Here is a 25,599-nt window from a genome sequence, read left to right as displayed (position 1 = left end):
CCCACGGGCGTGCCCGCCGCCGGGTCTCCGACGGCGGGCACGTCATGTTCAGTTCGGTTGTTCCCGGCCCCGCCGCCAGTAGCCCATGAACGCCACCGCCCGCCGGTCCACGCCCCGCTCCCCCACCAGGTGCCGGCGCATCGCCACCACCGCCCCGGCCTCGCCGGCCAACCAGGCGTAGAAGCCATCCGGCCGATCCGGGTCGTCCGACGTGGGCACCTCCCAGAGATCGTCGTCCTGGTCCGACCCGTCGGCCGGCGAGCCGTCGACGGGCAGCAGCGGTAGCCGGCCAGAACCGTTCAGGCCCGCGCCCACGACCGCCGGCGCCAACTCCGCGACCAGTTCCCGAACCACCGGCAAGAGTGCCTCGCCACGGCTGCGGGCAAGCCAGATCACGGTGACCCCAGCGGGGGCGTCGAACGCGAGCACGTCCGCCGGCTCCGGCACCTCCAGCACCACGGTCGCCCGCACGTCCGGGCCGAGCAGTTCGACGATGGACGAGGCGGCGGGCACGGCGGCCTCGTCGGCGGCGAGCAGCAGGCGTCCGGCGTACGCGGGCGGCGCCCAGGCCACGTCCGTGACGGGTCCCGGTTCACCGGCGACCGGCCCGATGACGGTGAGCGGATCGCCGGATCGGGCCCGGGCGGCCCAGCGCGAGGCGGGGCCGACGTCACCGTGCAACACGAAGTCCAGATCGAGTTCACGCCGCTCGGGCCGGAACGCCCGAACGGTGTACGTCCGCAGTGGTGGGCGCCGGTCGGCCGGCACCGACTGCCACCGCTCGACCCAGTCCGGACCGGTGGGGAGCACCTCCGGACCCTCGCCCGGTGCCGGGAACAGCAGGTTGATCCGCTGGTCGAAGCCGTGGCCGGCGAACCCCGCGAGGGAGTCGCCGGCCACGGTGACGCGTACGAAGGTCGGGCTCAACCGCTGGACCCGGACGACCCGTACGGCGAACGGCAGGTAGGCCGGCACGTCAGCGGCCGGGCGCCACGAGCATCGGCAGCAACTGGTCGATCGCGTACGGCACGCTGAGCACGGTGACGAAGGAGAGCGCCGCGCCGACCGGCGGTTCCATGTACGGCACGAACACCGCCCGGCCCTCCTTGGCCACCTTCAGTGCGGCGTAGACCGGGTCGGCCTTCACCCGGGGCTCCACCGACGGGTCGGCGGTCAGCAGCACCAGCCGGTCCACGTCGAGCAGGTCGAGCCGCTCCGAGCTGACCACCGCCGCGATCTCCTTACCGGCCAACTGTTCCACCTGGTCGGAGAGCTTGTAGCCCATCTCGCCGAGCAGTTGCGCCTTCGGGTCGCCCTTGGCGAAGGCCGCGTACGTGCCCGGCTCGCTCGGGTCCGCGACCACCGCGGTCTGGGTGGCGAACTCCGGGTGCTGCTGCCGGATGTCGGCGAGCCGCTTGTCGATGGCGGCGAGCAACTGGTCCACCTTCGGCTCGGCCCCGAGGGCCTTGCCGATCACCTTCGCCATCTCGTCCCACGGCGTGGCGTAGTCGTCGTACTGCTTGGCCTGGGCGACCACCGGGGCGATCTTCGACAGGGTGGTGTACTGCTCCTGGGTCATGCCCGAGTACTGGGCGATGATCAGGTCGGGCTTCAGCGCGACGATCTTCTCGACGTTGTACTCGTCCCGCTCACCGACGATCTCCGGCGGGGTGCTGCCCCAGAGGTCCTTCGTCCAGGCCCAGTTGCCGAACGGACGCTCGCCGAACCAGTCGACCGCGCCGACCGGCTTGATCCCGAGCGCGAGCACCGTGTCCTGGTCGCTGAGGCCGAGGGTGACGACCCTGCTGGACGCCTTGGTCACGGTGGTCGAGCCGTACTTGTGCTCGATGGTGACCGGGAAGGCTCCCGGCGCCGCCGACGACGACGCGGTGCCGTTGGGTTCCTCGGACCCACCACCGCAGGCGGCCACCGTGGCGGTCAGAGCCGCGGCGACGAGCACCCGCGACCATCTGCCGGTCCGACGGCCATTGACAATCTTCGACGGGCTACGCATGGGTCCCCTTCGGGAATCGACGTCAGCTGGACCTCGGCGGCGGCCGAGGAAAGGTTGCCATATAGTAAGGGTCGGCTAACCTAACCTCAAGCCGTAAGATGCTCTCACCTATGTCGAAGTCGATCGCGACAACGGCAGGATCGCACGAGGAGACCATGTGAGCGCACCGATCCGGCCCCCCACCACGCGTCGGCGCGCCCGCGTCCATCTGGTCGCACTCACCGCCGGCCTGCTGGTACTCGGCCTGGTCTGCCTGCTCTCCATCGCGATCGGCGCCCGCCAGATCCCCCTGTCCGACGTCGCGAGGTCGTTTGTGGACCCGAGTGGCACCCCCGAGGACGTGTTCGCGATCGTGCGCGAGGTGCGGCTGCCCCGCACCGCCCTCGGTCTGCTCGCCGGTGCCGCCATCGGCCTGGCCGGCGCCGTCATGCAGGGACTCACCCGCAACCCGCTGGCCGACCCGGGACTGCTCGGCGTCAGCGCCGGCGCCGCCTTCGGCATCGTCACCGCCAGCGCCGTGCTGCACCTCACCGGCCTGTACGGCTACATCTGGTTCGCCATCCTCGGCGCACTGCTGGCCAGCGCCATCGTCTACCTGCTCGGCGGGGTCGGCCGAGGTGGCGCGACGCCGGTGAAGCTCGCCCTGGCCGGGGTCGGGGTGACCCTGCTGCTCGGCTCGTTGACCAGCGCGATGGTGCTGGCCAGCCCGCTCGCGCTGGACCGCTACCGGTTCTGGACCGCCGGCTCCCTCGCCGGTCAGGATCGGGGCACCCTGCTGCGAGTGCTGCCCTTCCTCGTCCTTGGCATCATCGCCGCGCTCGCCCTCGCGCCCGCCCTGAACAGCCTCGCCCTCGGCGACCAGGTGGCCACCGCGCTCGGGCGCCGGGTCGGCGTGATCCGCCTCGGTGGAGCGGCGGCGATCACCGTGCTCGCCGCCGCCACGGTCGCGGTGACCGGGCCGATCGTCTTCGTCGGACTCGTCGTACCGCACCTGGTTCGGATGATCACCGGGCCGGACTACCGCTGGCTGCTGCCGTACACCCTGGTCCTGGCCCCTATCCTGCTGCTCGGCGCGGACATCGCCGGACGGGTGGTCGCCCGCCCCGGCGAAATCCAGGTCGGCGTGATCGTGGCCTTCCTCGGGGCACCGTTCTTCATCGCCCTGGTCCGGCGACGCCGGCTGGCGGAACTCTGATGGCCCTCGTCGAACTCTCCACCGCCCGTGGGCGGGCCACCTTCCGGCTCGCCGGATCCCGGATCTCCGGCGTCGTGTCGCTGCGCTCCCTGGCCGTCGGCACCGCCCTGGCGCTCGCCACCTTCGGGGTGTTCTGCCTCGGCATCACCACCGGCGACTATCCACTGACCCTGGCCGAGGTGGTGCCGGCCCTGTTCGGCGTCGGTGACCCCGGAACGCTGCTGGTGGTGCAGGAACTCCGTCTGCCCAGGGCTCTCGTCGGCCTCCTCGTCGGCGCCGCCTTCGGCGTCTCCGGCGCCGTCTTCCAGACCATGACCCGCAACCCGCTGGCCAGCCCGGACATGATCGGGGTGATCGCCGGCGCGCAGACCGCGGTGGTCGCCGGCATCGTGCTCGGCTTCGGCGCCGGGCTCGGCACCCAGGCGCTCGGCCTGCTCGGGGCGCTGACCGTCTCACTCCTGGTGTACGTCCTGTCCCGGGGGCGCGGGGCGACCGGATACCGGATCGTCCTGATCGGCATCGGCGTCGCCTGGATGTGCACCAGCGCCACCGACTACCTGCTGGCCAAGGCGATGCCGTTCGAGGCCCAGAAGGCGGCCGGCTGGCTGGTCGGCAGCCTCAACGAACGCGGCTGGCAGCACGTACGACCGCTCGCGCTCGCGATGGCGGTGCTGCTCCCCGCCACCCTGCTGCTCGGCCGTTGGCTCCGTACGCTGCAACTCGGCGACGCGGTCGCCACCGGCCTCGGTACGCCGGTCGCCCGTACCCAACTGGCGCTGCTGGTGACCGCCGTCGGCCTGGCCGCGTTCGGCACCTCGGCGGCCGGACCGATCCTGTTCGTCGCGTTGATCGCCCCACAGATCGCCCTGCGCCTGACCGCCTCGGCGACCCCGCCGCCACTGGTCTCCGCCCTGACCGGAGCCCTGGTCGTGATGGCCGGCGACCTGATCGCACGGCACGTGCTGCCCGACGACCACCTGCCCGTCGGAGTGGTGACCGGGGTGCTCGGCGCACCGGTCCTGCTCTGGCTTCTCGCCCGCGCCAACCGAACCGGCTCCGGAGGATGACCCGTGACCGCTGAACCGATCAGCCGAACCGTGACCGACCTCCCACCCGGCCTGCCACGGCCGTATCCGACCAGCCTGCCCACGACGCCGCCCGAGCCGCGCACCCGCGAGTTCACCCCCGGTCTGCCCGACCTGCGGGCGAGCGACCTCACCCTCGGCTACGACGGGGTGGTCGTCGTCGACGGCCTTGAGGTGGCGATCCCGGCCGGACGGATCACGGTGATCGTCGGCGCCAACGCGTGCGGCAAGTCGACCCTGTTGCAGGCCCTGGCCCGACTGCTCGCCCCGCGTGCCGGCTCGGTACGGCTGGACGGCGCGTCGATCCAGTCCATGCCCACCCGACAGGTCGCCCGCAAGATCGGCATCTTGCCGCAGTCGCCGGTGGCGCCGCCAGGACTCACCGTGATCGACCTGGTGACCCGGGGTCGCGCCCCGCACCAGACCTGGTGGCGACAGTGGTCCACACAGGACGAACAAGCTGTTACGGACGCGCTGGCCTCGACCAACATGTTGCCGCACGCACACCGACCGGTCGACGAACTCTCCGGGGGCCAACGGCAGCGGGCCTGGATCGCCATGGCCATCGCCCAGGAGACCCCGGTGCTGCTGCTCGACGAACCGACGACCTTCCTCGACCTGGCGCACCAGATCGACGTCCTCGACCTGATCGTCGACCTGAACCGGCAGGAGAACCGCACCGTGGTGATGGTGCTGCACGACCTCAACCAGGCAAGCCGGTACGCCGACCACCTGATCGCCATGAAGGCGGGACAGATCGTCCGCCAGGGCAGCCCAGCCGAGGTGATCACGACGGACCTGGTCGAGCAGGTCTTCGACCTGGACTGTCAGGTCGACGTCGACCCGGTCACCGGCACTCCCATGATCATTCCAATGGGCCGGCACCATCAGGCCAGCCCCGCACCGGTAGGCATCAGGTGACCACCCAGACCACGCGGGTGCCGACCGTGCCCGGTCGTCCGGCCACACCAGCACCGGCAACCGCCCCACCGACCGCACGGCAGGTGCTGCGACGGGCGGTCACCGGCCAGGGCCGGTACGTCGCCCTCGGTAGCCTGCTCGCCGTTGGACACCAGGCGGGTGAGGCACTGGTCCCGGTGATCATCGGCCTGGTGGTGGACCGGGCCGTGGCGACCGGTTCGACCACCGCCCTGGTGCGCTGGCTGGTCGTGCTCGGTCTGGTCTTCGCCGGCCTCTCCACCAGCTTCCGGTTCGCCGCGCGGGCCGGCGAACGCGCGGCCGAGCAGGCGGCCCACCGGATCCGCCAGGAACTGACCGCACGGGTCCTCGCCCCGTACGGCGGGGTCGAACGCGGCCACCTGCCCGGCGCCCTGGTGAACACCGCCACCAGTGACGCCGGCCGGGTCGGAGCGGTCAACATGGCGCTCACCGCGGGCGCGGCGGCGCTGGCCGCACTGGTCACCACCGCCGTCGTACTGCTGCACACCTCCGTACCGCTGGGTCTGCTCATCCTGCTCGGCGCGCCACCGGTGCTCTGGATCGCGCACCTGCTCGGCGGTCCGCTGCAACGGCGCAGCGAAGCCGAACAGGAGAACGCCGCACACGCCTCCGGGGTCGCCGCCGACCTGGTCACCGGATTACGGATCCTCAAGGGAATCGGCGCAGAGCAGGCAGCCTCGGCCCGCTACCGGCTGATCAACCGCCGCTCGCTCGCCGCGACGTTACGCGCGGCGAGGGCACAGGCCTGGCACGACGGGGCGCTGATCGCGGTCACCGGTGCCTTCATCACCGCGGTCGCGCTGCTCGGTGCCCGCCTCGCCATCCAGGGCGACATCACCATCGGCGAACTGATCGCCGCGGTCGGCCTCGCGCTCTTCCTGCTCAACCCACTGTCGACGCTGAGCTGGGTGAACGCGGAACTAGCCCAGGCCAGGGCCTCCGCCGCCCGGGTCGCGGCAGTGCACGCCGCCGCGCCGGCCGTCCACCCCGGTCAGGTCAACCTGCCCCACCCGGTCCGGGGCGAGCTGCGCTTCGACAACGTCACCGACGGTCCGCTGCGGATCAGTCAACTCCAGGTCTCCCCCGGCGAACTGCTCGGCGTGGTCGCCCCGGACCCGGCCGCGGCCTCGGCGCTGGTACGTTGCCTGGCCCGCGAGGCCGACCCGGAGACCGGCACCATCACGTTGGACGGTGTGGCGCTGACCGACCTGGACCCGGCGCGGGTCCGCACCGCGATGCTCACCGCCAGCCACGACGCGGTGCTCTTCGCCGGGACCGTACGCGAGAACGTCACCGCCGCCGGCAACGGCGGAAGCCCACTGCACGCGGTACTCACCGCCACCACCGTCGACCAGGTCGCCCTGGTGCTCCCCGACGGGCTACAGACCCCGGTCAGCGAGCGCGGTCACTCGCTCTCCGGCGGTCAGCGGCAACGGATCGCGCTGGCCCGCGCGCTGCACGCCGAGCCGCCGGTGCTGGTGGTCCACGAGCCCACCACCGCCGTCGACACCGCCACCGAGGCCCGGATCGCCACCAGTCTGCGGCACCTACGCGAGGGCCGTACCACCATCCTGGTGACCAGCAGCCCGGCGCTGCTCGCGGTCACCGACCGGGTGGTGCTGCTCGACGGCGACCGGGATCCGGTCACCGGCAGTCACGCCGACCTGGTACGCGGCCACGAGCGCTACCGCGCGACCGTGCTGGCCTGACCCCGCCCGCCGCCCCGCCGAACTCGGCCCACCCGCAGCGGCGCCGCCCATCCGCCCACCCGCTCGCGACGACCCGGCGTCGAGCGCCGTCGACAAGGGAGACCAGTGACTCCGCAGGTGCTACCGATCGCCAGCCCGGCGCAGACCACCGCCGCGGTGCGGCAACTGCTGCGCGGACGCCGTGCCCTGGCGGTCGGCTCACTCGGCGTACTGGCCGGCGCGACCGCGGTCGGGCTGCTCACCCCGCCACTGCTCGGCCACATCGTCGACCTGGTCACCCGGGGCGGCACCGTCGGCGCGCTCACCGTACCGGCGATCGCGCTGGTCGCCATCGCGCTCGCCCACGCGGTCAGCACCGCGATCGGGGTCGGCATGATCGCGCGGCTGGGCGAGGGCATGCTGGCGGACCTGCGTGAACGGTTCGTCGACCGGGCGCTGAACCTGCCACTGGGGCAACTGGAGCAGGCCGGGGCGGGCGACCTCACCTCCCGGGTCACCAACGACGTCACCGCGATCGCCGAGGCGGTTCGCGGGGCGCTACCGGAACTGGTCCGTTCGGTACTCGTGATCGGGTTGACCCTGGCCGGCCTCGCCGTACTCGACCCTCGTTTCCTGCTCGCGGCTCTGCTGGCCGCTCCGATCCAGTGGCACACCGTACGTTGGTACCTGCGCCGCAGCCGGCCGCTCTACCCGGCGCAGCGGCTGGCGGTCGGCGCCCAGCAGCAGCAACTGCTGGAGAGCATCGGCGGCGCCGCCACCGTCCGTGCCCTCCGTCTGGAGCAGCGGCATCTGGACCAGGTGACCACCCGCTCCCAGGGCGCGGTCGACCTCGCGCTGCGTGCGGTACGCCTGATCACCCGGTTCTACGCCCGGCTCAACCTGGCGGAGTTCGTGGGGCTGTCGGCGGTGCTGGTGACCGGCTTCCTGCTCACCGACGCGGGCGCGGTCACGATTGGTACGACCGCCGCCGCCACCCTCTACTTCCACAACCTCTTCGGCCCGGTCAACTCCGCCCTGCGCCTGGTCGACGACGCCCAGGTGGCGACGGCGAGCCTCGCCCGGCTGGTCGGGGTAACCCAACTGCCGGCCCCGGTCGACACCCCGGACCACCCGGCGGCGGTGGACGGCTCGGTGAAGGCGGTCGACGTCGAGTACGCCTACCTGCCCGGCACGCGGGTGCTGTCCGGGGTGACGCTCGCCATCGAGGCCGGGCAGCGGGTGGCGTTGGTCGGCGCGAGCGGAGCCGGCAAGACCACCCTCGCCCAGCTCGTCGCCGGCGTCCACCGCCCCACCTCGGGCAGCATCCTGCTCGGCGGCGTGGACCTCGCCGAACTGCCCCCCGAACAGCGCCGCCGTACGGTCGCGGTGGTCACCCAGGAGGTGCACGTCTTCGCCGGCCCGCTCGCCGACGACCTGCGGCTGGCCCGGCCGGACGCCACCGAGGACGAACTGCACGCCGCCCTCTCCGAGGTGGAGGCGCTGGACTGGGCGCTCGGGCTGCCGGAAGGGCTGGCGACCGTGGTAGGCGACGGCGGTCACCAGCTCAGCGTGACCCAGGCGCAGCAGTTGGCGTTGGCCCGGGTGGTGCTGGCCGACCCCCGGGTGGTGATCCTCGACGAGGCGACCGCCGACGCCGGCAGTGCCGGGGCGCGGGTGCTGGAACGCGCAGCCGAACGCGCACTGCGCGGGCGTACCGCCCTCATGGTCGCCCACCGCCTCACCCAGGCCGTCGGCGCCGACCGGATCGTCGTGCTGGAGGGCGGTCGGGTGGTCGACGCCGGAACCCACGAGGAGCTGATCGGACGTGGCGACGGCGCGTACGCCACACTCTGGCGGGCCTGGTCGCAACAGCGGTGAGGCCGACACAGGGACTCAGGCTTCCCGGGAACTGGGCGCGGGGTGGTGACGACTAACGAGCGAAACCAGCCACTGGGAGGCCAGAGTGAGAACAACCGTGCCGCGACGTACCCGGCTCCGCCCCAGCCGGACGGTCCTTCTGCCGATGATCGGCGCCCTGGTGGTAGGCGCTCTGGCGCTCGGCACGGCGGCTGGTTGCGGCGCGTCCGACCCGTCACCCTCGCGGTCCAGTCCCGAAGCCCATCCCAGCACCGCCGTGACCAGCGTCTTCCACGTACGCGATCCCTGGGTCAAGGCCGCGCAGAGCGGGATGACCGCCGCGTTCGGTGTCCTGGTCAACGACAGCGGCAGCGATGCCACCATCGTGAGCGCCACCTCGTCGGTGTCGCCGATGGAGCTGCACGAGATGACCATGAAGGACGGCAAGATGGTCATGCGACCCAAGGCCGACGGCATCACGGTCAAGGCGAGAAGCACCCACACCCTCGAACCGAGCGGCGACCATCTCATGCTGATGGAGTTGGCCAAGCCGGTGCAGCCCGGCGACGAGGTCACCTTCACCCTGACCTTCGCCGACGGTCGGACCGCCGAATTCACCGCGATCGCCAAACCGTTCGCCGGTGCCGGCGAGAGCTACGACCCGCAATCTGGCACGGCGCCGAGCGCGGGCCCCGCGACGTGACCGGGGATTCCGACCCGGCGCCGGTGAGTCGACGCCGGTTGCTGACCGGCGGGGCCGTCGCCGTCGGTGGCGCGCTCGCCGGCGCTGGTGCCGTCGCCGCCAGCGTCCGTGACGAGCGGCCCGGCGTCCGTGACGAGCGACCCGCTCCGGCCGTCGGTGTCCGCACTGGTCCGGCAGCCGGCTCGGTCACCGAGCCGTTCCACGGTCCCCGACAGTCGGGGATCGCCACCCACCCGCAGGCACACGCCTCGTTTGTCGCGTTCACCCTGCGTCGGGAGACGGACCGGGCGGCACTGGTCCGGTTGATGCGGCTGCTCACCGACGACGCCGCGCGGCTCACCCAGGGCCGGCCGGCGCTGGCCGACACCGAGCGGGAACTCGCCCTCCTGCCCTCCCGCCTCACCGTCACCTTCGGTTTCGGGCCCGGACTGTACCGGGCCGCCGGTCTGGACGACCGCCGGCCGGCGTCCGTCGCGGAGCTGCCGCCGTTCACCATCGACCGGCTGGAACCGGGCTGGTCCGGCGGCGACCTCCTGGTCCAGATCTGTGCCGACGACCCGCTCACCGTGGCGCACGCCCAGCGGATGATCGTCAAGGACACTCGCCCGTTCGGCACGGTCCGCTGGGTGCAGCAGGGGTTCCGGCGTGGTCACGGGATCCAGGACCGGCCACAGACCCAACGCAACATCCTCGGCCAGCTCGACGGCACCGCCAATCCGAAACCGGGCACCACCGCCTTCGAGCAGTCCGTCTGGGTGCCGGACGGCCCGCCCTGGCTACGCGACAGCAGCACGCTGGTCGTACGCCGGATCCGGGCCGAGTTGGAGACCTGGGACCAGCTCGGCCGCGCCGACAAGGAGTTCGCGGTCGGCCGGCGCCTGGAGACCGGTGCCCCGCTCACCGGCGAGCGGGAGGAGGACCTACCCGACTTCGCCGCCACCGACGAACTCGGCTTCACCGTCATTCCCGACTTCGCCCACATCAGCCTGGCACAGGTTCCCGACGACCGGTCGAAGATCCTCCGTCGGCCGTACAACTACGACGGGGTGCCGGACGCCATGGGGCGTGCCGACAGTGGACTGATCTTCGCCTCGTACCAGGCGGACGTCGAACGGCAGTTCCTGCCGATCCAACGCCGGCTCGCGGAACGGGACCTGTTCAACGAGTGGATAACGCCGATCGGTTCCGCCGTCTTCGCCATCCCGCCGGGTTGCGCCCCCGACGGGTGGATCGGCGAGCAGTTGCTCGGCTAGGCGGACGCCGGCACCCGCCCGGGGAGATCCACCACCCGGTCGGTCCAGCGGCCCATCAGGGCCGGATCGTGGGTGATCACCAGTACGCCCGCCTCGCGGGTCCGCTGGTAGTCGCTGATGACGGCGGCCACGTGGGCCTGGGTGGAGGCGTCGAGCATGGCGGTGGCCTCGTCGCAGATCAGATAGTCCGGACGGTGGACGAGGGAGCGGGCCAGACAGGCCCGCTGGAGCTGGCCGTCGCTGACCGCGTGGGGGCGACGGCCGAGCAGGTCCGGGGTGAGCCCGGCCCGCTCGGCGAGTTCGGCGACCCGGGGCCCGACCTCGGAATCGGGACGGCCGACGGCCCGCAGCGGTTCGGCGATGAGATCGGCGAGGCTCAGTCGCGGATCGGCGGCGGCGCGGGGGCTCTGGAACAGCACGGCGATCCGGGTACGCACGGCGACCGGCAGGGCATGCCGGACGCCACGGACCGGGGTGCCGTCGACGCTGACCTGACCGTGGTCCGGCCGGTGCAGCAGGGCGAGCACCCGGGCCAGGGTCGACTTCCCGCCGCCGGACGGTCCACGCAGGCCGACCGTCTCGCCCCGTTCGACGTACAGGCTGACCCGATCCAGGACGAGCTGATCACCGAAGGTGACGCTCACCTCCTGCGCGTCGAGTCGTCGTGGACTGGTCATCGGGCACCTTCCGGAAGCAGCGGGTGGTGGCACCGGACCGTGCCGGTCTCGTACGCCGTCGGTCCCGGCGACGCGGAGCAGGCATCGGTGGCGCGGGTGCAGCGGGGGGCGAACGCGCAGCCGCTGGGAAGCGCGGTGAGCATCGGCGGGTACCCGGGCACCGCCCGGAAGGCCCGATCGGGCAGTGCGTCGAGCAGGGCCGCGCCGTACGGGTGGACCGGGGCGGCGAAGAACCGTTCGGCGTCGCCGTGTTCGACGACGCGGCTGGCGTACATCACCGCGACGGTGTCGGCGACGCGCCGTGCCGCGGCGAGGTCGTGGGTGATCAGGACGACGGCGCCCCCGGCGTCGCAGCGTTGACGCAGCAGGTCCAGGGTGTGGTCGACCAGGGGGCGGTCGAGTCCGGTGGTGGGTTCGTCGGCCAGCAGCAGCGGCGGATCCGGGGCGAGGGCCAGGGCCGTGACCAGGCGCTGGGCCATGCCGCCGGAGAGTTCGAAGGGATAGCGGTCGAGGTCGGCGGGGTCGAGCCCGACATCGGCGGCGACCCGTTCGGCGGCGACACCGACGTCGGTCCGGGTGTGTCCGTGTGCCCGCAGGGTTTCCTCGATCAGCCGACGGCCGGTCCGTACCGGGTTGAGTGCGGTGGCGGGGCTCTGCGGGATCAGCCCCACCTGGCTCCCACGTACCTTCCGGGCGAGCCGCCGTTCGCCGCAGTCGAGCAGGTCGAGCGGTGGACCGGCGGGCTGGTGCAGGAGGGCGCGGCCGGTGACGGTGGCGTTCCCGGGCAGCAGGCCGAGCAGGGCGTGGGCGAGGACCGACTTTCCGCACCCCGACTCCCCCACGATGGCGAGCAGTTCGCCGGCCCGTACGGTCAGGTCGAGGTCGGTGACGGCGTGCACGGTGGCGTCCCGCAGTCCGAAACGGACGGTGAGACCGTCGACGGCGAGCAGGGGTGTCGAGGTGACGCCGGAGCGGGAGGCCACGGCGGGTGCGATGGTGGTCACAGGTGCAGCTCCGCTCGGACGCGGGGATCGAGCCGGTCCCGCCAGTGCGCGGCGAGGGCGGCGATGGCGAGGGTGACGATCACGATCACCGCACCCGGCGCCAGGCTGGACCACCACGCGCCGGTGAGCAGGGAACCCTGCCCATCGTTGATCATGTTGCCCAGCGAGGCGAGATGCGGTGGCAGACCGAGGCCGAGGAAGGAGAGCGCGGTCTCGTGCCAGACCGCGTGGGGAACCATCAACGTGGTGGCCAGCGCGAGCCGGGGCAGCACGTGCGGCAGCAGGTGCCGGGTCAACACCCGGCCCCGGCCGGCACCGCCGGAGATGGCCGCGTCGACGAACGCCCGGGTACGCAGACTCAACAGCTCGGCTCGGACGATCCGGGCGGTGGAGAGCCAGTGGGTGAGCCCGACCGACGCGATCACCGCACCGAGGCTGGGCCGCAGCATCGCGACGATGAAGATGCCGAGCAGCAGATGTGGCAGGGCGGCGATGGTGTCGACGACTCGCATGAGGATCCGGTCGACACGGCCGCCGAACGTACCGGCGATCCCGCCGACCGCGCCGCCGATGACCGTGGCGACCAGCGCGGCGACCAGGCCGACGAGCAACGAGACGCGCAGGCCGTAGAGGGCCCGCAACGCCACGTCCCGGCCGAGGTCGTCGGTGCCGGCAAGGTGTCCCCACGACGGGGGTTGCCGGTTCTGGTCGAGGCTGATGGCGCTCTGGTCCAGCGGCCAGAGCAGCGGGGCGAGCAGGCAGGCCACGAGTGCGACGGCGAGTACGGTGACGGCGAGGGCGACACCGAACCGGCCGGGCCGGAGTCGGAGCCGTGCCCGCACCGGACGGGCGGCCGGTCGACTGGGGACCGGTCGGGTGGTGGGGACGAAATCAGCCATCGAGACGCACTCTCGGGTCGGCGGCGGCGTACGCGAGGTCGGTGACGAGGTTCGCGGCGAGCACCACGGTGGTGGTGATGACGGTGATCGCCGCCAACAGTGGGAAGTCGCTGCCGAGCGCGGCCTGGACGGTCACCGCACCGAGTCCGGGCAGGGAGAAGACCGTCTCCACCAGGATCGCCCCGCCGACCAGTTCCGGCAGGTGGGTGCCGATCAGGGTGAGGAACGGTAGCAGGCCGGTGCGTAACGCGTGCCCGAAGAGCACCGTGCGGCCGGGAAGGCCACGGGCGCGGGCGGCGAGGACATGGTCGTCGCGCAGACTCTCGGCGACCGTGTCGCGGACGAAGAGCACGAACCAGGGCACCTGCGACACCGCCAGCACGACGACCGGGAGCACGAGATGGTGGGCGACGTCGCCCCAGGAGGTGCGGGTGGCGGTGATGTCGGTCAGCCCGCCCGCCGGCAGCCAGCCGAGGGCCAGCGCGAAGAGGGCAATCGCGGCCAGGCCGAGCCAGAACACCGGCATGGACGCGATCGCGTACGCCACCGCCCGCAGCCCACGGTCGAAGAGGCCGCCGCGCCGGTACGCGGCGAGGGAACCGAGCAGCAGGCTCGCGACCAGGACAAGGGCGAGGGCGGTCCCGACGAGCAGCAGGGTCCAGCCGGCCCGGGCGGCGATGACCGAGGTGACCGGCTCATGCCGACTCGTGGACCAGCCCAGGTCGCCCCGGAGCAGGTTGGTGACCCAGCGGGCGTACTGCACGGGCAGCGGGTCGTCCACGCCCCAGTTCGCCCGGATCTGCGCCAGGTTCTCGGGGTCGGCGGTGAAGGCGGCGGCGCCGGCGTACTGCTGGGCCGGGTCGATCGGTGAGGCCGCGCCGAGGGCGAACATGCCCATGCTGGTGGCGACCAGCACCGGTCCCGCGACCAGCAGCCGGCGCCGGACCACCGCGCCGGCCCCGCCCAGATGGCGGGACCGACGGGTGGCTGCCGGAGACCTCGTCACTTCCGGGTCCAGGTGTTGATGTTCCACCAGAGGCTGTTGGCCACGCCGTGCTCGTGTGGCTCGACCCGGGGCCGCACGCCCTGCACCGACGACTTGAGCACGTAGGTGTGCTTGAGATAGGTCAGGAACAGCCACGGTACGTCGTCAGCCAACTGCTTCTGGAACTGCGCGTACGCGGTCCGGCGCTGGGCGGGGTCGGCCTGGTCCCGGCCGGTCTGGAGGGCCTGGTCGACCACTGGGGAGCGGTAGTGCCCGGGGTTGAAGTAGCCCTGTCCGGCGAACTGGGAGCCGAAGAGCTTGTACGAGACGAAGTCCGGGTCGTAGGGGGTGCCGTATCCCATCAGCAGGGCGTCGCGGTTCAGCCGGGGATCGATCGCGTCCCAGGTCAGCCCTTCCGGGGAGACCTCGATGCCGACCTTCTTCGCGTCGGCGGTGACCGCCAGGGCCAGTTCCTTGCGGAGGCTGTCGCTGGCCGGGTACATCAGGGTGAAGCGGGCCGGGCGGCCGTCCTTGACCCGTACCCCGTCTGGGCCGGGCTTCCAGCCGGCGGCGTCGAGCAACGAGGTCGCCGTGGCGGCGTCGGCGGTGGGCTTGCCCGCACTGGAGGGTTCGAAGAACTCCGAGTTCGGTGGGATCGGTCCGTACGCCGGCTCGCCGGCGCCGCTGAGGATGCCGGTCACCATCGCCGTGCGGTCGACGGCGGCGGTGAGCGCCCGACGGATGGCGGGGTCGGCGGTGACCGGGTTGCCCATCGGCAACATCACGCCCCGGTAGTCGGCGGTCGGTACCCGTTCGACCTGGTAGCCGGCACTGTCGAAGCCGGCGGCGAGCTTCGGCGCGAGTTCGGCCGCGTCGAACTCGCCGGCCCGCATCCGCTGGGCGCGGACGTTGTCGTCGGCCACGAACGCCACCACCAATGTGCGGTTGGTGGGCGCACCGTCGAAGTAGCGGTCGTTCGCGGTGAGCACGAGCCGGTCCCCCGGGGTCCAGGACTCGACCTGGTACGGGCCGGTGCCGACCGGTTTGCGGTTGAACTCGGCCTTGTTGATGTCCTGACCGGCGAGCGCCTTGGCCGGCACCACGCCGAGCGCGAGGCGCTGTAGGAACGGGGCGTACGCGTACTTGAGGTGGAACACGACCGTGGTGGCGTCCGGAGCCTGGACCGACTCCAGCATGTCGAGGTCGGAGCGGAGGGTGGAGTCGACCTTGGGGTCGAGCACAGCCTGGTACGTGAAGACCACGTCCTGCGCGGTCAGCGTGCTGCCGTCGTGGAAGAGCACCCCGTCGCGCAGCGTCGCCGTGACCGTCTTCCCGTCCGGGGACACGGTGGGGAGTTCCCGCGCGAGGGCGGGGACGAGCGTGTTGTCCTCGTCCCGGGCGACAAGCCCGTCGAAGATCAAGGAGGCGCCGTCGACACCATAGTTGAGCACCGGGTTCAGCGCCTCGGGCTCGTCCGCCGTCGCCACCACGAAGGTGTCGGCGACCGCCGGGGAGTTGGTGGAGGGCGTGGACGTACAGCCGGCGAGGGCGAGCAACGCGACGGTGGAGGCCACCGCCGCGTGCTGTCGGAGCGTCGGACGGGTCCGGATCACAGGGGTCTCCGCAGTCTCAGGGCGTGCTGGTGGACGTCGGGCAGTAACCACGACCTTGATCATGCTGGCACAGTTGCAAAAGGCTGGCAATAACCAGGTCAGGGCTTCAAGTGCTGGTCGTCCACCTGTCATCGGTCGGCCACCCCGAAGTCGATCAAGGCGCGGGCCGCGCAACCCTCGACCGTCAGGGGTGGGCCGGGCTCCCGGTCGCGGTGGCGAGGAGCGGTGGGGGCGCGGGCGACCCCGGACCGCACCCCCACCGCCGTACGCTGAACGCCGCTGCGCCGGTGACCGGTCAGCGGCGACGAACCGCGCGCAGGACCGCGTCCCGGATGGTGATCAACCGTCCCTCGGGATCGACCACCTGTCGTGGCGGCGCCGTAGCTTCGATCTCCCAGTCCCGCGGATCCAGGACAGCCGCCACCTGTTCGGCCGTGAACATGAGTTCGGGAAGGTTCGGTCGCCCGATCGTGGTCTCCAGGTCGGACGGATGGTGGCCGACGACGAGCAGCGTCCCGCCGGGGCGTACGGACGCCGCCAGGCAGCGGTGCAGCGCCTCCAGTTCCGGCCGGGGCAGGTGGATGAACTGGGCCGACACCAGGTCGTACCGGAGCGGGTCGGGTTTCCAGGAGAGCAGGTCGGCCTGCTCCAGGGTGATCCGGTCCGCGATCTCGGCACCGACAGCGGCAACCTGCGCGGCGGCCCGGTCCAACGCCACCTGGGAGATGTCGACCCCGGTGACCTGCCATCCCCGGGAGGCGAGCCAGACCACATCCGCCCCCTCGCCGCACCCGACGTCCAGCGCCGTCGCCGGGACGAGTTCGGCGGCGACATCGACCAGGTGCGGATTGGCGTTGCCACTCCAGATCCGGTCGGCGGAACGGTAGCGCTCGTCCCAGAACTCCTGGGTGAACAGGACCACCTCGTCAGCCTGTTTGTGGGCGTGGTGGTGGCGGTGGCGCGGCGGACCGGCGTCTGCCGGCGTCGCCTTCGGTTCGGCCGTGTTCCTGCTCCGGTGGGCGTCCACCGCCCGCGCGGTCTCCTCGGCGATCAGGTCGGCGTTGATCGCGGCGCCCGCGAGGACGCCGCCCGAGGCAGCGGTGACGACCTGCGCGAGCAGGTCGGTGACGTTGCCGGCGACCCACACCCCCGGTACCTCGGTCAGCCCGGTCGCGTCGGCGGCCACGAACTCGCCGACGCCACGCGGGTCGGCGGTGGTCTGGAGCCCGAGCGTGGCCAGCACCCCGGACGAGGCCACCAGCCGCGACAGCACCACCAGCGCCCGGCGGGCCACCACCGTGCCGTCGGCGAGGCGTACCCCGGTCAGTTGGTCGTCGACGATGTCGAGCGAGTCGACCGCCCCGGCGACGACCCGGATGTCCCGGGCAGCCAACTGTTCGGCCTGCTCGTCGGTGAGCGGCGGCGCGGTGTGCGTGAACAGGACGAGGTCGGAGGTCCACTGCCGGAACAGCAGCGCCTGGTGGACGGCCCACGGTCCGGTGCCGAGGATACCGATGGGCTGGTCCCGGACCTCCCACCCGTGGCAGTACGGGCAGTGGATCACGTCCCGCCCCCAGCGTTGCGGGAGACCGGGGATGTCGGGGAGTTCGTCGACCAGCCCGGTGGTGACCAGCAGCCGACGGGCGGCGACGACGCTGCCGTCGGCGAGGACCACCTCGAACCCGTCCGGCGTACGGCGTGCGCTGCGCGCCTCGCCGTGGTGCAGGACGCCGCCGTACTGGTCGACCTCCTTCCGAGCGGTGTCGACCAACTCGGCCGGGCTGATCCCGTCCCGACTCAGGAAGCCGTGCACGCCCTCTGCCGGGGCGTTACGGGGCGCACCCGCATCAATCACGATCACCGAGCGACGCGCCCGTCCCAGGGTCACCGCCCCGCTCAGACCGGCGGCACCTCCGCCGATCACCGCCACGTCGAACCTCCGCGTCAACCCCTCGGCCGGCACGTGAGCCTGTTCCTGGTCCTGATTCTGTTCCTGGTTCTGATTCTGTTCCTGGGCCATCGCGACCACCTCCACGGCAACGATGCGTCCACCACCCAAGACCCGCAAACATTGTTGCCGTTATGGCAAACTGGCGCGGTGGATGACAACCTGGAGAGCGTGCTCGACGCGGTCGGACCCCGACTGCGGGCGCTGCGCCGCCAACGCGACATCACGCTGACCGAACTCTCCGCGACCACCGGTATCTCGATCTCGACCCTGTCCCGGCTGGAAGCCGGTCAGCGCCGACCGACCCTGGAGCTGCTGTTGCCGCTGGCGAGGGCGTACGGGGTGCAGATCGACGAACTGGTCGACGCGCCGCCGACCGGTGACCCCCGGGTGCACCTGCGCCCGGTGGTCCGCGACGGGATGACCATGATGCCGCTGACCCGCCGGGCCGGGGGTGTGCAGGCGTACAAGTTGATCATTTCGGCCAGCCGGCACACGCCCGAGCAGAAAACCCACGAGGGCTACGAGTGGATCTACGTCCTCAGCGGACAGCTCCGGTTGCTCCTCGGCGACCAGGATCTCCTGCTCGGTCCCGGTGAGGCCGCCGAGTTCGACACCCGGGTCCCGCACTGGTTCGGCAGCGGCGACGCCGAACCGGTCGAGGTGCTCAGCCTCTTCGGTCGACAGGGTGAACGCGCCCACCTGCGCGCCCGGTCCGTACGCTGACCGCCCGTCGTCGCCCTCCCTGATCACCGCTGTGCGCTTCCACTCGCCAACCCGATAGTGCATGATCTTGCGGGCTCGGTCAGGGGACCGCAGTGGACGGGGAGGACCAGACCATGACCTGCGCGACGTGTGGCGTGGAGCGAACCGACGCCGACGGGCATGCCTGCACCACGCCGGCCCGACCCGCACCGACCGTCCCGGCGAGCCAGCCACCGCTGGGCTGGCGTGTCCTGACCCTGGCGGCCTTCGCCGGGGCGGCCGTGCACCTCGTCGCCACCGTCTTCCAACTCACGCTCATCGTCGAGGACTACCGGTTCGTCAACCTGCTGCGGACGAATCCGGGGAGCGTCACCCTGGACGGGATCGCCGACCTGGTCGACCGTCAGCGCACCGCCGCCGCCCTGATCCAGTTGCTCATCGTCGCCTACCTGGCGACGTACGTGGCGTGGCACATCGTCACCCGCAGGACGGTCGAACGCTACGGTGCGGACCGCAGGGCGACGCTCGCCCACTGGACGGTCACCACATGGCAGATCGCCGTCGCGGGCATGTTCCTGTTCAGCCTGGTCGGCCGCGCCGTGACGGCGACCGACGCCACCGACATGGCGAGCGTGCTCGACTCCGCCGCCAACGCCGACCTCGTCGCCCTGGTCGTCACCGCACTGCGGATCCCCGCCGTCGTGCTCCTCGCCGCCGGCCTCTACCTGGTCGCCGGCCGGGTACGCCGGATCGCCGCCACCCGCCCACCTCGACCCGCCCGCCACACTCCCCGGGCCACCGCGCCGAGCACGCTGGTGGCTCCGCCCGACCCGGTGGAACACCGGGCCGGCGACGACGCCTTCTGGCACACCGTCGCCTCGGCGGCGGCACGCGCATCCGACCCCCTGCCGGTGCTGGAGGCATGGGCGGCACCACCCCGTGCCCGCCGCTGGCACCTGATCACCAGCGAAGCGCAGGTGACCGCCCTCCGGCGCGGCCTCTCCCCCACCGCCGGCATCACCGTGTACGGCGCCCCACCCCGCACACCCGACGAGGCAACCCTCGACCACCTGGCCCACGAAGCCCGTCGACTCCGCGACGACCCGACGACCGGCGGGGCGATCGGGCTGATCGAGGAGAGTTCCGGCGGCATGCTCCGCTTCGACCAACTCACCTCGGAGCCGGTGTTGCAGAGCTGGCTCAACCGTGCCCGTACGGCCTCCCGGGCCGGGGTCTATCCGACCGATGCCGGAGCGGACCCGACAGCGATCACACCAACCTGAGTGCGGTGGGCGGGTCGAATCAGGAGGCGGAGAAGGCCCGTCGAGCGGCGACCGGGGGTCCCGCCGGAACAGGCCGAAGGTCCCGTCCCGGAACGGGACCAGAGCCTCTGACCTCCACCGTCGTGGGGGCGTCGAATGGAGGTAGCCAGAGCGCCTGGCCGGACACTCCCGAGAGGACGTGGGCACCATGACCGCTATGGCCGAGCGGCACACCGGACCGGGCAGCGCTTCCCGGGGAGAGCCGCGAACCGCACCCGCCGGGACCCTACGGGACAGGGCCCTGCGTTACCTCTGGGCCGGACTCCGGATCGCCCTGGGCTGGACGTTCCTGTGGGCCTTCCTCGACAAGACGTTCGGACTCGGTCACGAGACCGAGGCTAAGGCGGCCTGGGTCAACGGTGGCAGCCCGACCCGGGGCTTCCTCCAGTTCGGCGCCGCCGGTCCCTTCGAGAGCCTCTACCACGGCATCGCCGGCAGCGCGTGGGCGGACTGGCTGTTCATGATCGGCCTGGCCGGCATCGGGGTCGCCCTGATGCTCGGCATCGGTCTGCGGATCGCGGCCGTCGCCGGCGGCCTGCTCTTCGTGATGATGTGGACCGTCGTCCTGCCCCCGGAGAACAACCCCTTCATGGACGACCACCTGATCAACGCGGCCGTCCTGGCCACCCTCGCCCTGACCGCCGCCGGTGACACCCTCGGACTCGGCCGTCCCTGGGCCCGGCTGCCCCTGGTGCGGCGCCTGCCCTGGCTCCGGTAACTCCCGGCCCGCCCTGCCCTTCCCCCGTCGGCAGGGCGGGTCGGGCACCAGGGCGGAGGCGGCGGGTGGGGGAACCGGGGCGGGGGCCGAAGGTCCCGAACCGGACGGTCGTTCGCCCCTGCCCCGACCGGACCGCTACCGGAACGCTGATCTGGGACGCCGACAGGAGGAGCACCAGCAATGATCAACACCGTTCCCGTACCCGATCGCACCGCGACCGCTGCCGTACTCGCCCGAGCGGCGGTTGCGGCCGGATACGCGCCCTCGGTACACAACACCCAACCCTGGCGCTGGTCGGCCCAACGGGACCGGCTTGAACTCTTCGCGGTACGCGACCGCCAACTTGTCGCCGCCGACCCGGACGGGCGGCTGCTCATGCTCAGCTGCGGTACCGCGCTGCACCACGCGTTGGTGGCGCTGCTGGCCCAGGGCTGGACCGCCGAGGTCCACCGGATGCCGGACCCGACGCGTCCGGACCTGCTCGCCGCCCTGGTGCCGGCGGGTCGGACAGCGGTCACCCCGGAGGCGAGGCGGCACTTCGAGGCCGTACGGCTTCGGCACACCGACCGGCGACCGGTCGGCGACCAGCCCGTGCCGGCACCGGCGCTGGCCGCGATCGAGGCCGCCGCCACCGGCCCGGTCCGGCTCCGCCTGCTCAGCCACGACCAGGTGCTCGACCTCGCCGCCGTGGCGAGCCGGGCGGCGGCGGTGGAGTCGGACGACCCGCGCATCCGTGTCGAGTTGGCGTACTGGACCGGCCGGGCCGCACCGGACGGCACCGGCCTGACCGTCGACGTGCTGCCGGGCCAACCGCCGCAGACGACCGTGCCGGACCGCGACTTCGGGCGCACCGGAACCCTCGCGGTCGGCCAGGGGCACGACCGGGCGGCGAGCTACCTGCTGCTGTACGGCGACGACGACGAACCGATGAGTTGGCTGCGGGCCGGCGAGGCGCTCTCCGCGGCCTGGTTGACCGCGGTCGAGCTGGGCCTGTCGGTGCTGCCGCTGAGCGTCGCGGTCGAGGTCGCCGGCACCCGGCAGAGCCTGCGTGGGCTGCTCGCCGGCCTTGGCCACCCGTTCCTGGTGCTGCGGCTCGGCATCGCCGACCCGGACCGTACGGGCCCGCCGCACACGCCCCGGCTGACCGCCCAGGCGACAGTGGAGCGAACGGTGTCGTGACCCGGGCGGCGAACCTGATGCCAGGGGCCTTCAACTCGTGTCGCGCCTCGGCCGGTCCCCTGCTTCTACCTGCGGGCGAGCCCAGGAGGACAGGGCCGAGCGTCCCGGGTGGAGCGTCCGGTCACCGGATCACCCAACCCGGTCGTTCGGGCGGTCCCGTACCCGCCGTGGGCGACGTAGTTCGACCAAGGCCAGGAGGCCGATCAGCCCGGCCGCGACACCGACCAGGCCCCACGGGTAGGTAGCCACGGTGGCGCTGAAGCCCGCCGGGCGGCCGATCCCGTCGATCTCGCCTCGGACGGTGTAGTGGCCGACGGCGGGGGCGGGAATGGTGAGCGGTAGGCGGATCACCCGCTCCTCACCCGGGCGGAGGGTGCCGAGCAGGGGCGGGGGCACGAAGCCGGTCGGCTCGGCATCCCGGCCGAAGCTGACCGTGACCGAGGGGTCGACCACCGGCGCGGTGCCGTCGTTGCGTACGCCGACGAGCAGGGTGCGCGCGGCCGGTCCACCGAACAGCGCCGGCCACGACCGGTCGGCGGAGACCTCGACCCGGGTGACCCGGAGGATGGCCCTGTCATCCGGTTCCTCCCCGCCCTGATCCGGCAGTTCGGTCACCGGCACCCCCTCGATGGTCAACGGCACCACGCCGCTCGTCCCACCGCCGATCGTGGTGACGCGGACGACGCAGGGGCAACCGACCGGGGGCACGGTCACGGTCAGTGTCGCGGCTGCGGCGCCGGCAGCCGCGACACTGGTCTGGACCGACGCGTGCACCGCGCAGTCGACCGAGCCGCGACGGCCGGCGTTGCCGCAGAGCTCGATCGATACGGGGCCGACCGGCCAACCGGTGAGCCGGACGGTGATCCGGTCGCCAGCGGCCGGGCGGGCCTGGTCGACCACGATCCGCGGCGGACCCGGGGTGGGCGATGGGCCGGGTGTCGGGGCGGCGACCACGGCGGCGGAGAGCACCGCTGCCAGGGTTCCCGCAGGGACGGCGGCGGCTCTCACTGTTGCCCGCCGGCAGTTCCTGCTCCGATCGGAGTGGCGGCGGAAGCGGATGCGGCGGCCGTACGTCGGTGCCGTCCCCGCCCGAGCCGGCGCAGCAGCGCGACCGCGCAACCCAGGGCGAGCACCGCGAGCAGCAGCCACGGCGGGGCCCAGACCCCGGTGGTACGGGTGACCTGCGGCAACGGTACGTCCATCGTGGATGGGGCGATGTGTACCGCCATCTCCAGCCGGCCGGCCGCCGGCAGTCCGGTGACCCGCTCGCGGACCTCGATCATCGAGCCGGGCAGCAGTTCGGGCAGGACGAGCGGGTCCGTGCCGGCCAGGGACCAGCCGAACGGACCGGTGACGCTGACGCTCCCGGTGCCGCCGACGCGTACGTTGCCGGTGTTGCGCAACTGGTAGCGGATGGTCGTGGTGCCGCCGCCGAACGGGTTCAACGGATTGTGGTGCGTCACCCGCAGCGTCTCCACCTGCAGTGACGGGTGCAGCGGGCCGGCCACCCGGAGGTAGATGCGGGCTGCGGCCCGACGGTCGAGATTGACCCGTTCGCCGCTGGTGTCGGTGCGTACCTCGGCGACCGAGGCGATCAGGCCGCCGGTGTGGTCGCCCGGGGTGGCGTTGGCCGGCACGTCGAGGTGGAACGGGATGATCACCCGTTCGCCGGCGGGGAGCGCGTATTCCCTTCCGGTGACGCTGGTCCAGGCACCGACGTCGGTCGGGCGCTGGGTGGCGGAGAGCAGGCCGAAGCCGCCGTCGGCGGTGTTGAACGCGTCGGTGCCGTACACGGTGAGGGTGAGCGGCGTACGGCCGAGGTTGCTGACGGCGACCCGGTCGTCGATGCGCTGCCCGGGTCGGGCGTCGTACGCGAAGTAGGCGCGCCCGGTCGGGCCGGTCTCACCGGAGGGCTGCACGGCCCAACTGATGTCGTCGGTCGGCGCCGCTGGCGCGGCCTGGCCGGGTGACGCGAAGGTTATGGCGATCAGGGCGGCGACCAGCACCAGCGGCGATCGGGGGATCATCTTCGGCTCCTCGGGAGCGGACGGACGGCGGGGACGTCCGGTTGGTTGACCGGACGCCCCCGCCTTCCGGTCAGGACAGGGTTACGGTCAGCGTCGCGGTGTAGTCACCCGGCGTCGTCGACGCCGGTACACCGAGGTTGAGCTGTGCCCCGCACTCGAACTTCCCGGCGCTCGCGCCGGCCGCCGAGGTGCAGAGGCTCCTGGCCGTCGCCAGGCCGGTTCCCTCGCCGGGGCTCGCCACGGCGCCGGGCGTCACCACGCCCGGCGCGCCGACCAGCCCGTCGTCCACCACGGACGCGGTCGGTGCCCAGCCGAGGTTGTCCGCCGCGATGACGCCACCGGTCGGGCTGGCGAAGTTCTCCACCTGGCCCACCAGGCTCCAGCCCGCATTGGTGCCGCGCTGGTCGGTGACGGTGACCTTGTTGAGGGCACCGGTCGCCGTGGCGCCCGGGTCGACCGCGCCGAGGGCGACCGTCGACCCGGACGGGGTCAGGATCAGCGCGCCGGTCTGGCGGACCGATGCGGTGATCTCCTGGTCGGTGCTGCCGGCCGGGGGCGTGGCGAAGGTCACCGGGGTGAAGGTGTCCTGGCTACGGTCGGCCGAGGCGTGGGCGGCGAAGGTCAGGATGTAGCACTGCACCGTGGTGCAGTCGACCGCGTTGCCGTTGCCGTCGGTGTAGCGCGCGGCGACCGACAGTGCGGTGCCGAACGTACCGTCGCCGTTCAGCTTGTCCTGGCTCCCACTGGGGGTCGTGACGTTCTTGTTGACCCACTTCACCGACTTGTAGCGGCGGGAGTTGACCCAGTAGTCGGTGTCGTTCTTCGGGCCGAAGGCAACATAGATGCCGTTGCCGCCGGCGGCGTCGGGGTTGAACCCGGAACCGGTCACGTTCAGCGTGGCCTGTTCGGGATCTACTCCGGTCGACGGCGTCACCGTCACCGCCGGTGTCACCGGCGCTCCGGCCGGGGTGAGGCTGAACGAGACCGGGTCCAGGACCGTGCCGGCACCGTAGAAGTCGCCGAATGCCGACGCCCCGGTCTCGGTGATGGTCGTGGTCAGGTTCGTCCAGGTCACCGTCGGGCCGACGGGCTGGGAGCCAGCCGACGCGTCCAGGGTGGCGATCTCGGCCTGGTCGACCGAGACCGACTCCAGTCCGCCACCGCTCGCCACGAGGTCGACATCGGCGAGGAGTGACCCCGTCGTGCCGGCCACCACCACGGTCGGGTTGGCCATGGTGATGGTGAAGAAGTGCTCCGGGTGCGAGAAGACGACGCGGCCGCCGTAGTGGACGGTGGCCGCCCCGGTCGCCGGGTCGTACGAGCCGTCCCGGGCGGTGAATCCGAAGGTGCCGTTGGTGTTGCGGGTGGCACCGTCGGCCACCGCGATCGGCGGGTTGCCGTTGCCGGTGGAGACGTAGTTACGGAACGAGGCTTTGAAACCCCAGTCGAGGGTGCCGGTGACGACATTGGCCGGGGCCGCCGCCGCGGGTGTCACCGACACGATCGAGGCGGTGGCACCGAGGACGGCCACCGCCGCCCATCGCAGCGACGCACGCCGGGCGTTGCCGGCGTTCAGTCTGCCCATCCTGCTTCCTTTCCGAGTAGTCCGGGGATTTCGTCCCCGAGGACGACTTAGGTTAGCCTAGGCTAACTCCGAGTCAATCCCACGTTCGGCGGGCAGGGTCGGCGCTGTTGATCTAGAAGCACGAACCGGTCGGCTACTTGCCATCGGATGCACCAAGAACTTAGCTTAGGCAACCCTTATAC

The 25,599-nt window shown here is 72.2% G+C and carries 22 protein-coding genes; 11 read left to right on the top strand and 11 right to left on the bottom strand.

Annotated features, from left to right (window positions below):
• Positions 1-48 precede the first annotated feature (48 nt).
• Complete coding sequence (locus tag ACIBF5_RS17260) at positions 49-975, bottom strand: siderophore-interacting protein (protein WP_396812629.1); 927 nt, start codon at positions 973-975, stop codon at positions 49-51.
• Position 976: 1 nt separating this feature from the next.
• Positions 977-2,014, bottom strand: a complete 1,038-nt coding sequence (locus tag ACIBF5_RS17255) for an iron-siderophore ABC transporter substrate-binding protein (protein WP_396812628.1) — start codon at positions 2,012-2,014, stop codon at positions 977-979.
• 229 nt (positions 2,015-2,243) lie between these two features.
• Here ACIBF5_RS17255 and ACIBF5_RS17250 point away from each other — a divergent pair, with 229 nt between their 5' ends.
• The 7 genes from ACIBF5_RS17250 to ACIBF5_RS17220 all read left to right on the top strand — a co-directional run bounded on the left by ACIBF5_RS17250 (position 2,244) and on the right by ACIBF5_RS17220 (position 10,755).
• Positions 2,244-3,209 (top strand): FecCD family ABC transporter permease, encoded by a 966-nt coding sequence (locus tag ACIBF5_RS17250; protein ID WP_396812863.1) that lies wholly within the window; start codon positions 2,244-2,246, stop codon positions 3,207-3,209.
• Complete coding sequence (locus tag ACIBF5_RS17245) at positions 3,209-4,276, top strand: FecCD family ABC transporter permease (protein WP_396812626.1); 1,068 nt, start codon at positions 3,209-3,211, stop codon at positions 4,274-4,276. Before ACIBF5_RS17250 ends, ACIBF5_RS17245 begins: the two co-directional genes overlap by 1 nt.
• A gap of 3 nt (positions 4,277-4,279) precedes the next feature.
• Positions 4,280-5,215 (top strand): ABC transporter ATP-binding protein, encoded by a 936-nt coding sequence (locus ACIBF5_RS17240; RefSeq protein ID WP_396812623.1) that lies wholly within the window; start codon positions 4,280-4,282, stop codon positions 5,213-5,215.
• Positions 5,212-6,963, top strand: coding sequence for an ABC transporter ATP-binding protein (locus ACIBF5_RS17235; RefSeq protein WP_396812621.1), 1,752 nt, complete (start codon positions 5,212-5,214; stop codon positions 6,961-6,963). Before ACIBF5_RS17240 ends, ACIBF5_RS17235 begins: the two co-directional genes overlap by 4 nt.
• 105 nt (positions 6,964-7,068) lie before the next feature.
• Positions 7,069-8,820 (top strand): ABC transporter ATP-binding protein, encoded by a 1,752-nt coding sequence (locus ACIBF5_RS17230; RefSeq protein WP_396812620.1) that lies wholly within the window; start codon positions 7,069-7,071, stop codon positions 8,818-8,820.
• A 145-nt stretch (positions 8,821-8,965) separates the two neighbouring features.
• On the top strand, positions 8,966-9,502 hold the full coding sequence (locus tag ACIBF5_RS17225) for a copper chaperone PCu(A)C (RefSeq protein WP_396812861.1): 537 nt from the start codon (positions 8,966-8,968) through the stop codon (positions 9,500-9,502).
• 23 nt (positions 9,503-9,525) lie between these two features.
• Positions 9,526-10,755, top strand: a complete 1,230-nt coding sequence (locus ACIBF5_RS17220) for a Dyp-type peroxidase (RefSeq protein ID WP_396812617.1) — start codon at positions 9,526-9,528, stop codon at positions 10,753-10,755.
• Here the strand turns inward: ACIBF5_RS17220 and ACIBF5_RS17215 are convergent.
• The 6 genes from ACIBF5_RS17215 to ACIBF5_RS17190 form a co-directional block, all read right to left on the bottom strand.
• Positions 10,752-11,432: an ABC transporter ATP-binding protein gene (locus ACIBF5_RS17215; RefSeq protein WP_396812615.1), complete on the bottom strand. Its 681-nt coding sequence runs from the start codon at positions 11,430-11,432 to the stop codon at positions 10,752-10,754. The genes ACIBF5_RS17220 and ACIBF5_RS17215 overlap by 4 nt on opposite strands.
• Positions 11,429-12,436, bottom strand: a complete 1,008-nt coding sequence (locus tag ACIBF5_RS17210) for an ABC transporter ATP-binding protein (protein WP_396812614.1) — start codon at positions 12,434-12,436, stop codon at positions 11,429-11,431. The genes ACIBF5_RS17215 and ACIBF5_RS17210 overlap by 4 nt, the downstream gene beginning before the upstream one ends.
• Positions 12,433-13,335: an ABC transporter permease gene (locus tag ACIBF5_RS17205; protein WP_396812612.1), complete on the bottom strand. Its 903-nt coding sequence runs from the start codon at positions 13,333-13,335 to the stop codon at positions 12,433-12,435. The genes ACIBF5_RS17210 and ACIBF5_RS17205 overlap by 4 nt, the downstream gene beginning before the upstream one ends.
• Complete coding sequence (locus tag ACIBF5_RS17200) at positions 13,328-14,341, bottom strand: ABC transporter permease (protein ID WP_396812610.1); 1,014 nt, start codon at positions 14,339-14,341, stop codon at positions 13,328-13,330. The genes ACIBF5_RS17205 and ACIBF5_RS17200 overlap by 8 nt, the downstream gene beginning before the upstream one ends.
• Positions 14,338-15,933, bottom strand: a complete 1,596-nt coding sequence (locus ACIBF5_RS17195) for an ABC transporter substrate-binding protein (RefSeq protein ID WP_396812608.1) — start codon at positions 15,931-15,933, stop codon at positions 14,338-14,340. Before ACIBF5_RS17195 ends, ACIBF5_RS17200 begins: the two co-directional genes overlap by 4 nt.
• A 295-nt stretch (positions 15,934-16,228) precedes the next feature.
• Positions 16,229-17,953 (bottom strand): FAD-dependent oxidoreductase, encoded by a 1,725-nt coding sequence (locus tag ACIBF5_RS17190; RefSeq protein WP_396812606.1) that lies wholly within the window; start codon positions 17,951-17,953, stop codon positions 16,229-16,231.
• Positions 17,954-18,031: 78 nt separating this feature from the next.
• Here ACIBF5_RS17190 and ACIBF5_RS17185 point away from each other — a divergent pair, with 78 nt between their 5' ends.
• The 4 genes from ACIBF5_RS17185 to ACIBF5_RS17170 all read left to right on the top strand — a co-directional run bounded on the left by ACIBF5_RS17185 (position 18,032) and on the right by ACIBF5_RS17170 (position 21,805).
• Positions 18,032-18,607, top strand: a complete 576-nt coding sequence (locus ACIBF5_RS17185) for a helix-turn-helix domain-containing protein (protein WP_396812604.1) — start codon at positions 18,032-18,034, stop codon at positions 18,605-18,607.
• 113 nt (positions 18,608-18,720) lie between these two features.
• Positions 18,721-19,869 (top strand): hypothetical protein, encoded by a 1,149-nt coding sequence (locus tag ACIBF5_RS17180; RefSeq protein WP_396812603.1) that lies wholly within the window; start codon positions 18,721-18,723, stop codon positions 19,867-19,869.
• Between the two features lie 187 nt (positions 19,870-20,056).
• Positions 20,057-20,626: a hypothetical protein gene (locus ACIBF5_RS17175; RefSeq protein ID WP_396812601.1), complete on the top strand. Its 570-nt coding sequence runs from the start codon at positions 20,057-20,059 to the stop codon at positions 20,624-20,626.
• Between the two features lie 180 nt (positions 20,627-20,806).
• Positions 20,807-21,805 carry an Acg family FMN-binding oxidoreductase gene (locus tag ACIBF5_RS17170; RefSeq protein ID WP_396812599.1) on the top strand — a complete coding sequence of 333 codons (999 nt, stop codon included), beginning with the start codon at positions 20,807-20,809 and terminating at the stop codon, positions 21,803-21,805.
• Between the two features lie 129 nt (positions 21,806-21,934).
• On the opposite strand, the gene ACIBF5_RS17165 is transcribed toward ACIBF5_RS17170, so the two are convergent.
• The 3 genes from ACIBF5_RS17165 to ACIBF5_RS17155 all read right to left on the bottom strand — a co-directional run bounded on the left by ACIBF5_RS17165 (position 21,935) and on the right by ACIBF5_RS17155 (position 25,417).
• The gene (locus ACIBF5_RS17165) at positions 21,935-22,774 is read right to left on the bottom strand and encodes a hypothetical protein (protein WP_396812597.1); all 840 of its coding nucleotides are present in this window, start codon (positions 22,772-22,774) and stop codon (positions 21,935-21,937) included.
• Positions 22,775-22,809: 35 nt separating this feature from the next.
• The gene (locus ACIBF5_RS17160; RefSeq protein ID WP_396812595.1) at positions 22,810-23,832 is read right to left on the bottom strand and encodes a WxL protein peptidoglycan domain-containing protein; all 1,023 of its coding nucleotides are present in this window, start codon (positions 23,830-23,832) and stop codon (positions 22,810-22,812) included.
• Between the two features lie 70 nt (positions 23,833-23,902).
• Positions 23,903-25,417 carry an HtaA domain-containing protein gene (locus ACIBF5_RS17155; protein ID WP_396812593.1) on the bottom strand — a complete coding sequence of 505 codons (1,515 nt, stop codon included), beginning with the start codon at positions 25,415-25,417 and terminating at the stop codon, positions 23,903-23,905.
• Positions 25,418-25,599 lie beyond the last annotated feature (182 nt).

Origin of the sequence: Micromonospora sp. NPDC050417 (assembly GCF_044458865.1) — a bacterium.
Lineage (GTDB): Bacteria > Actinomycetota > Actinomycetes > Mycobacteriales > Micromonosporaceae > Micromonospora_G.
This window is presented reverse-complemented; position numbering and strand designations above follow the sequence as displayed.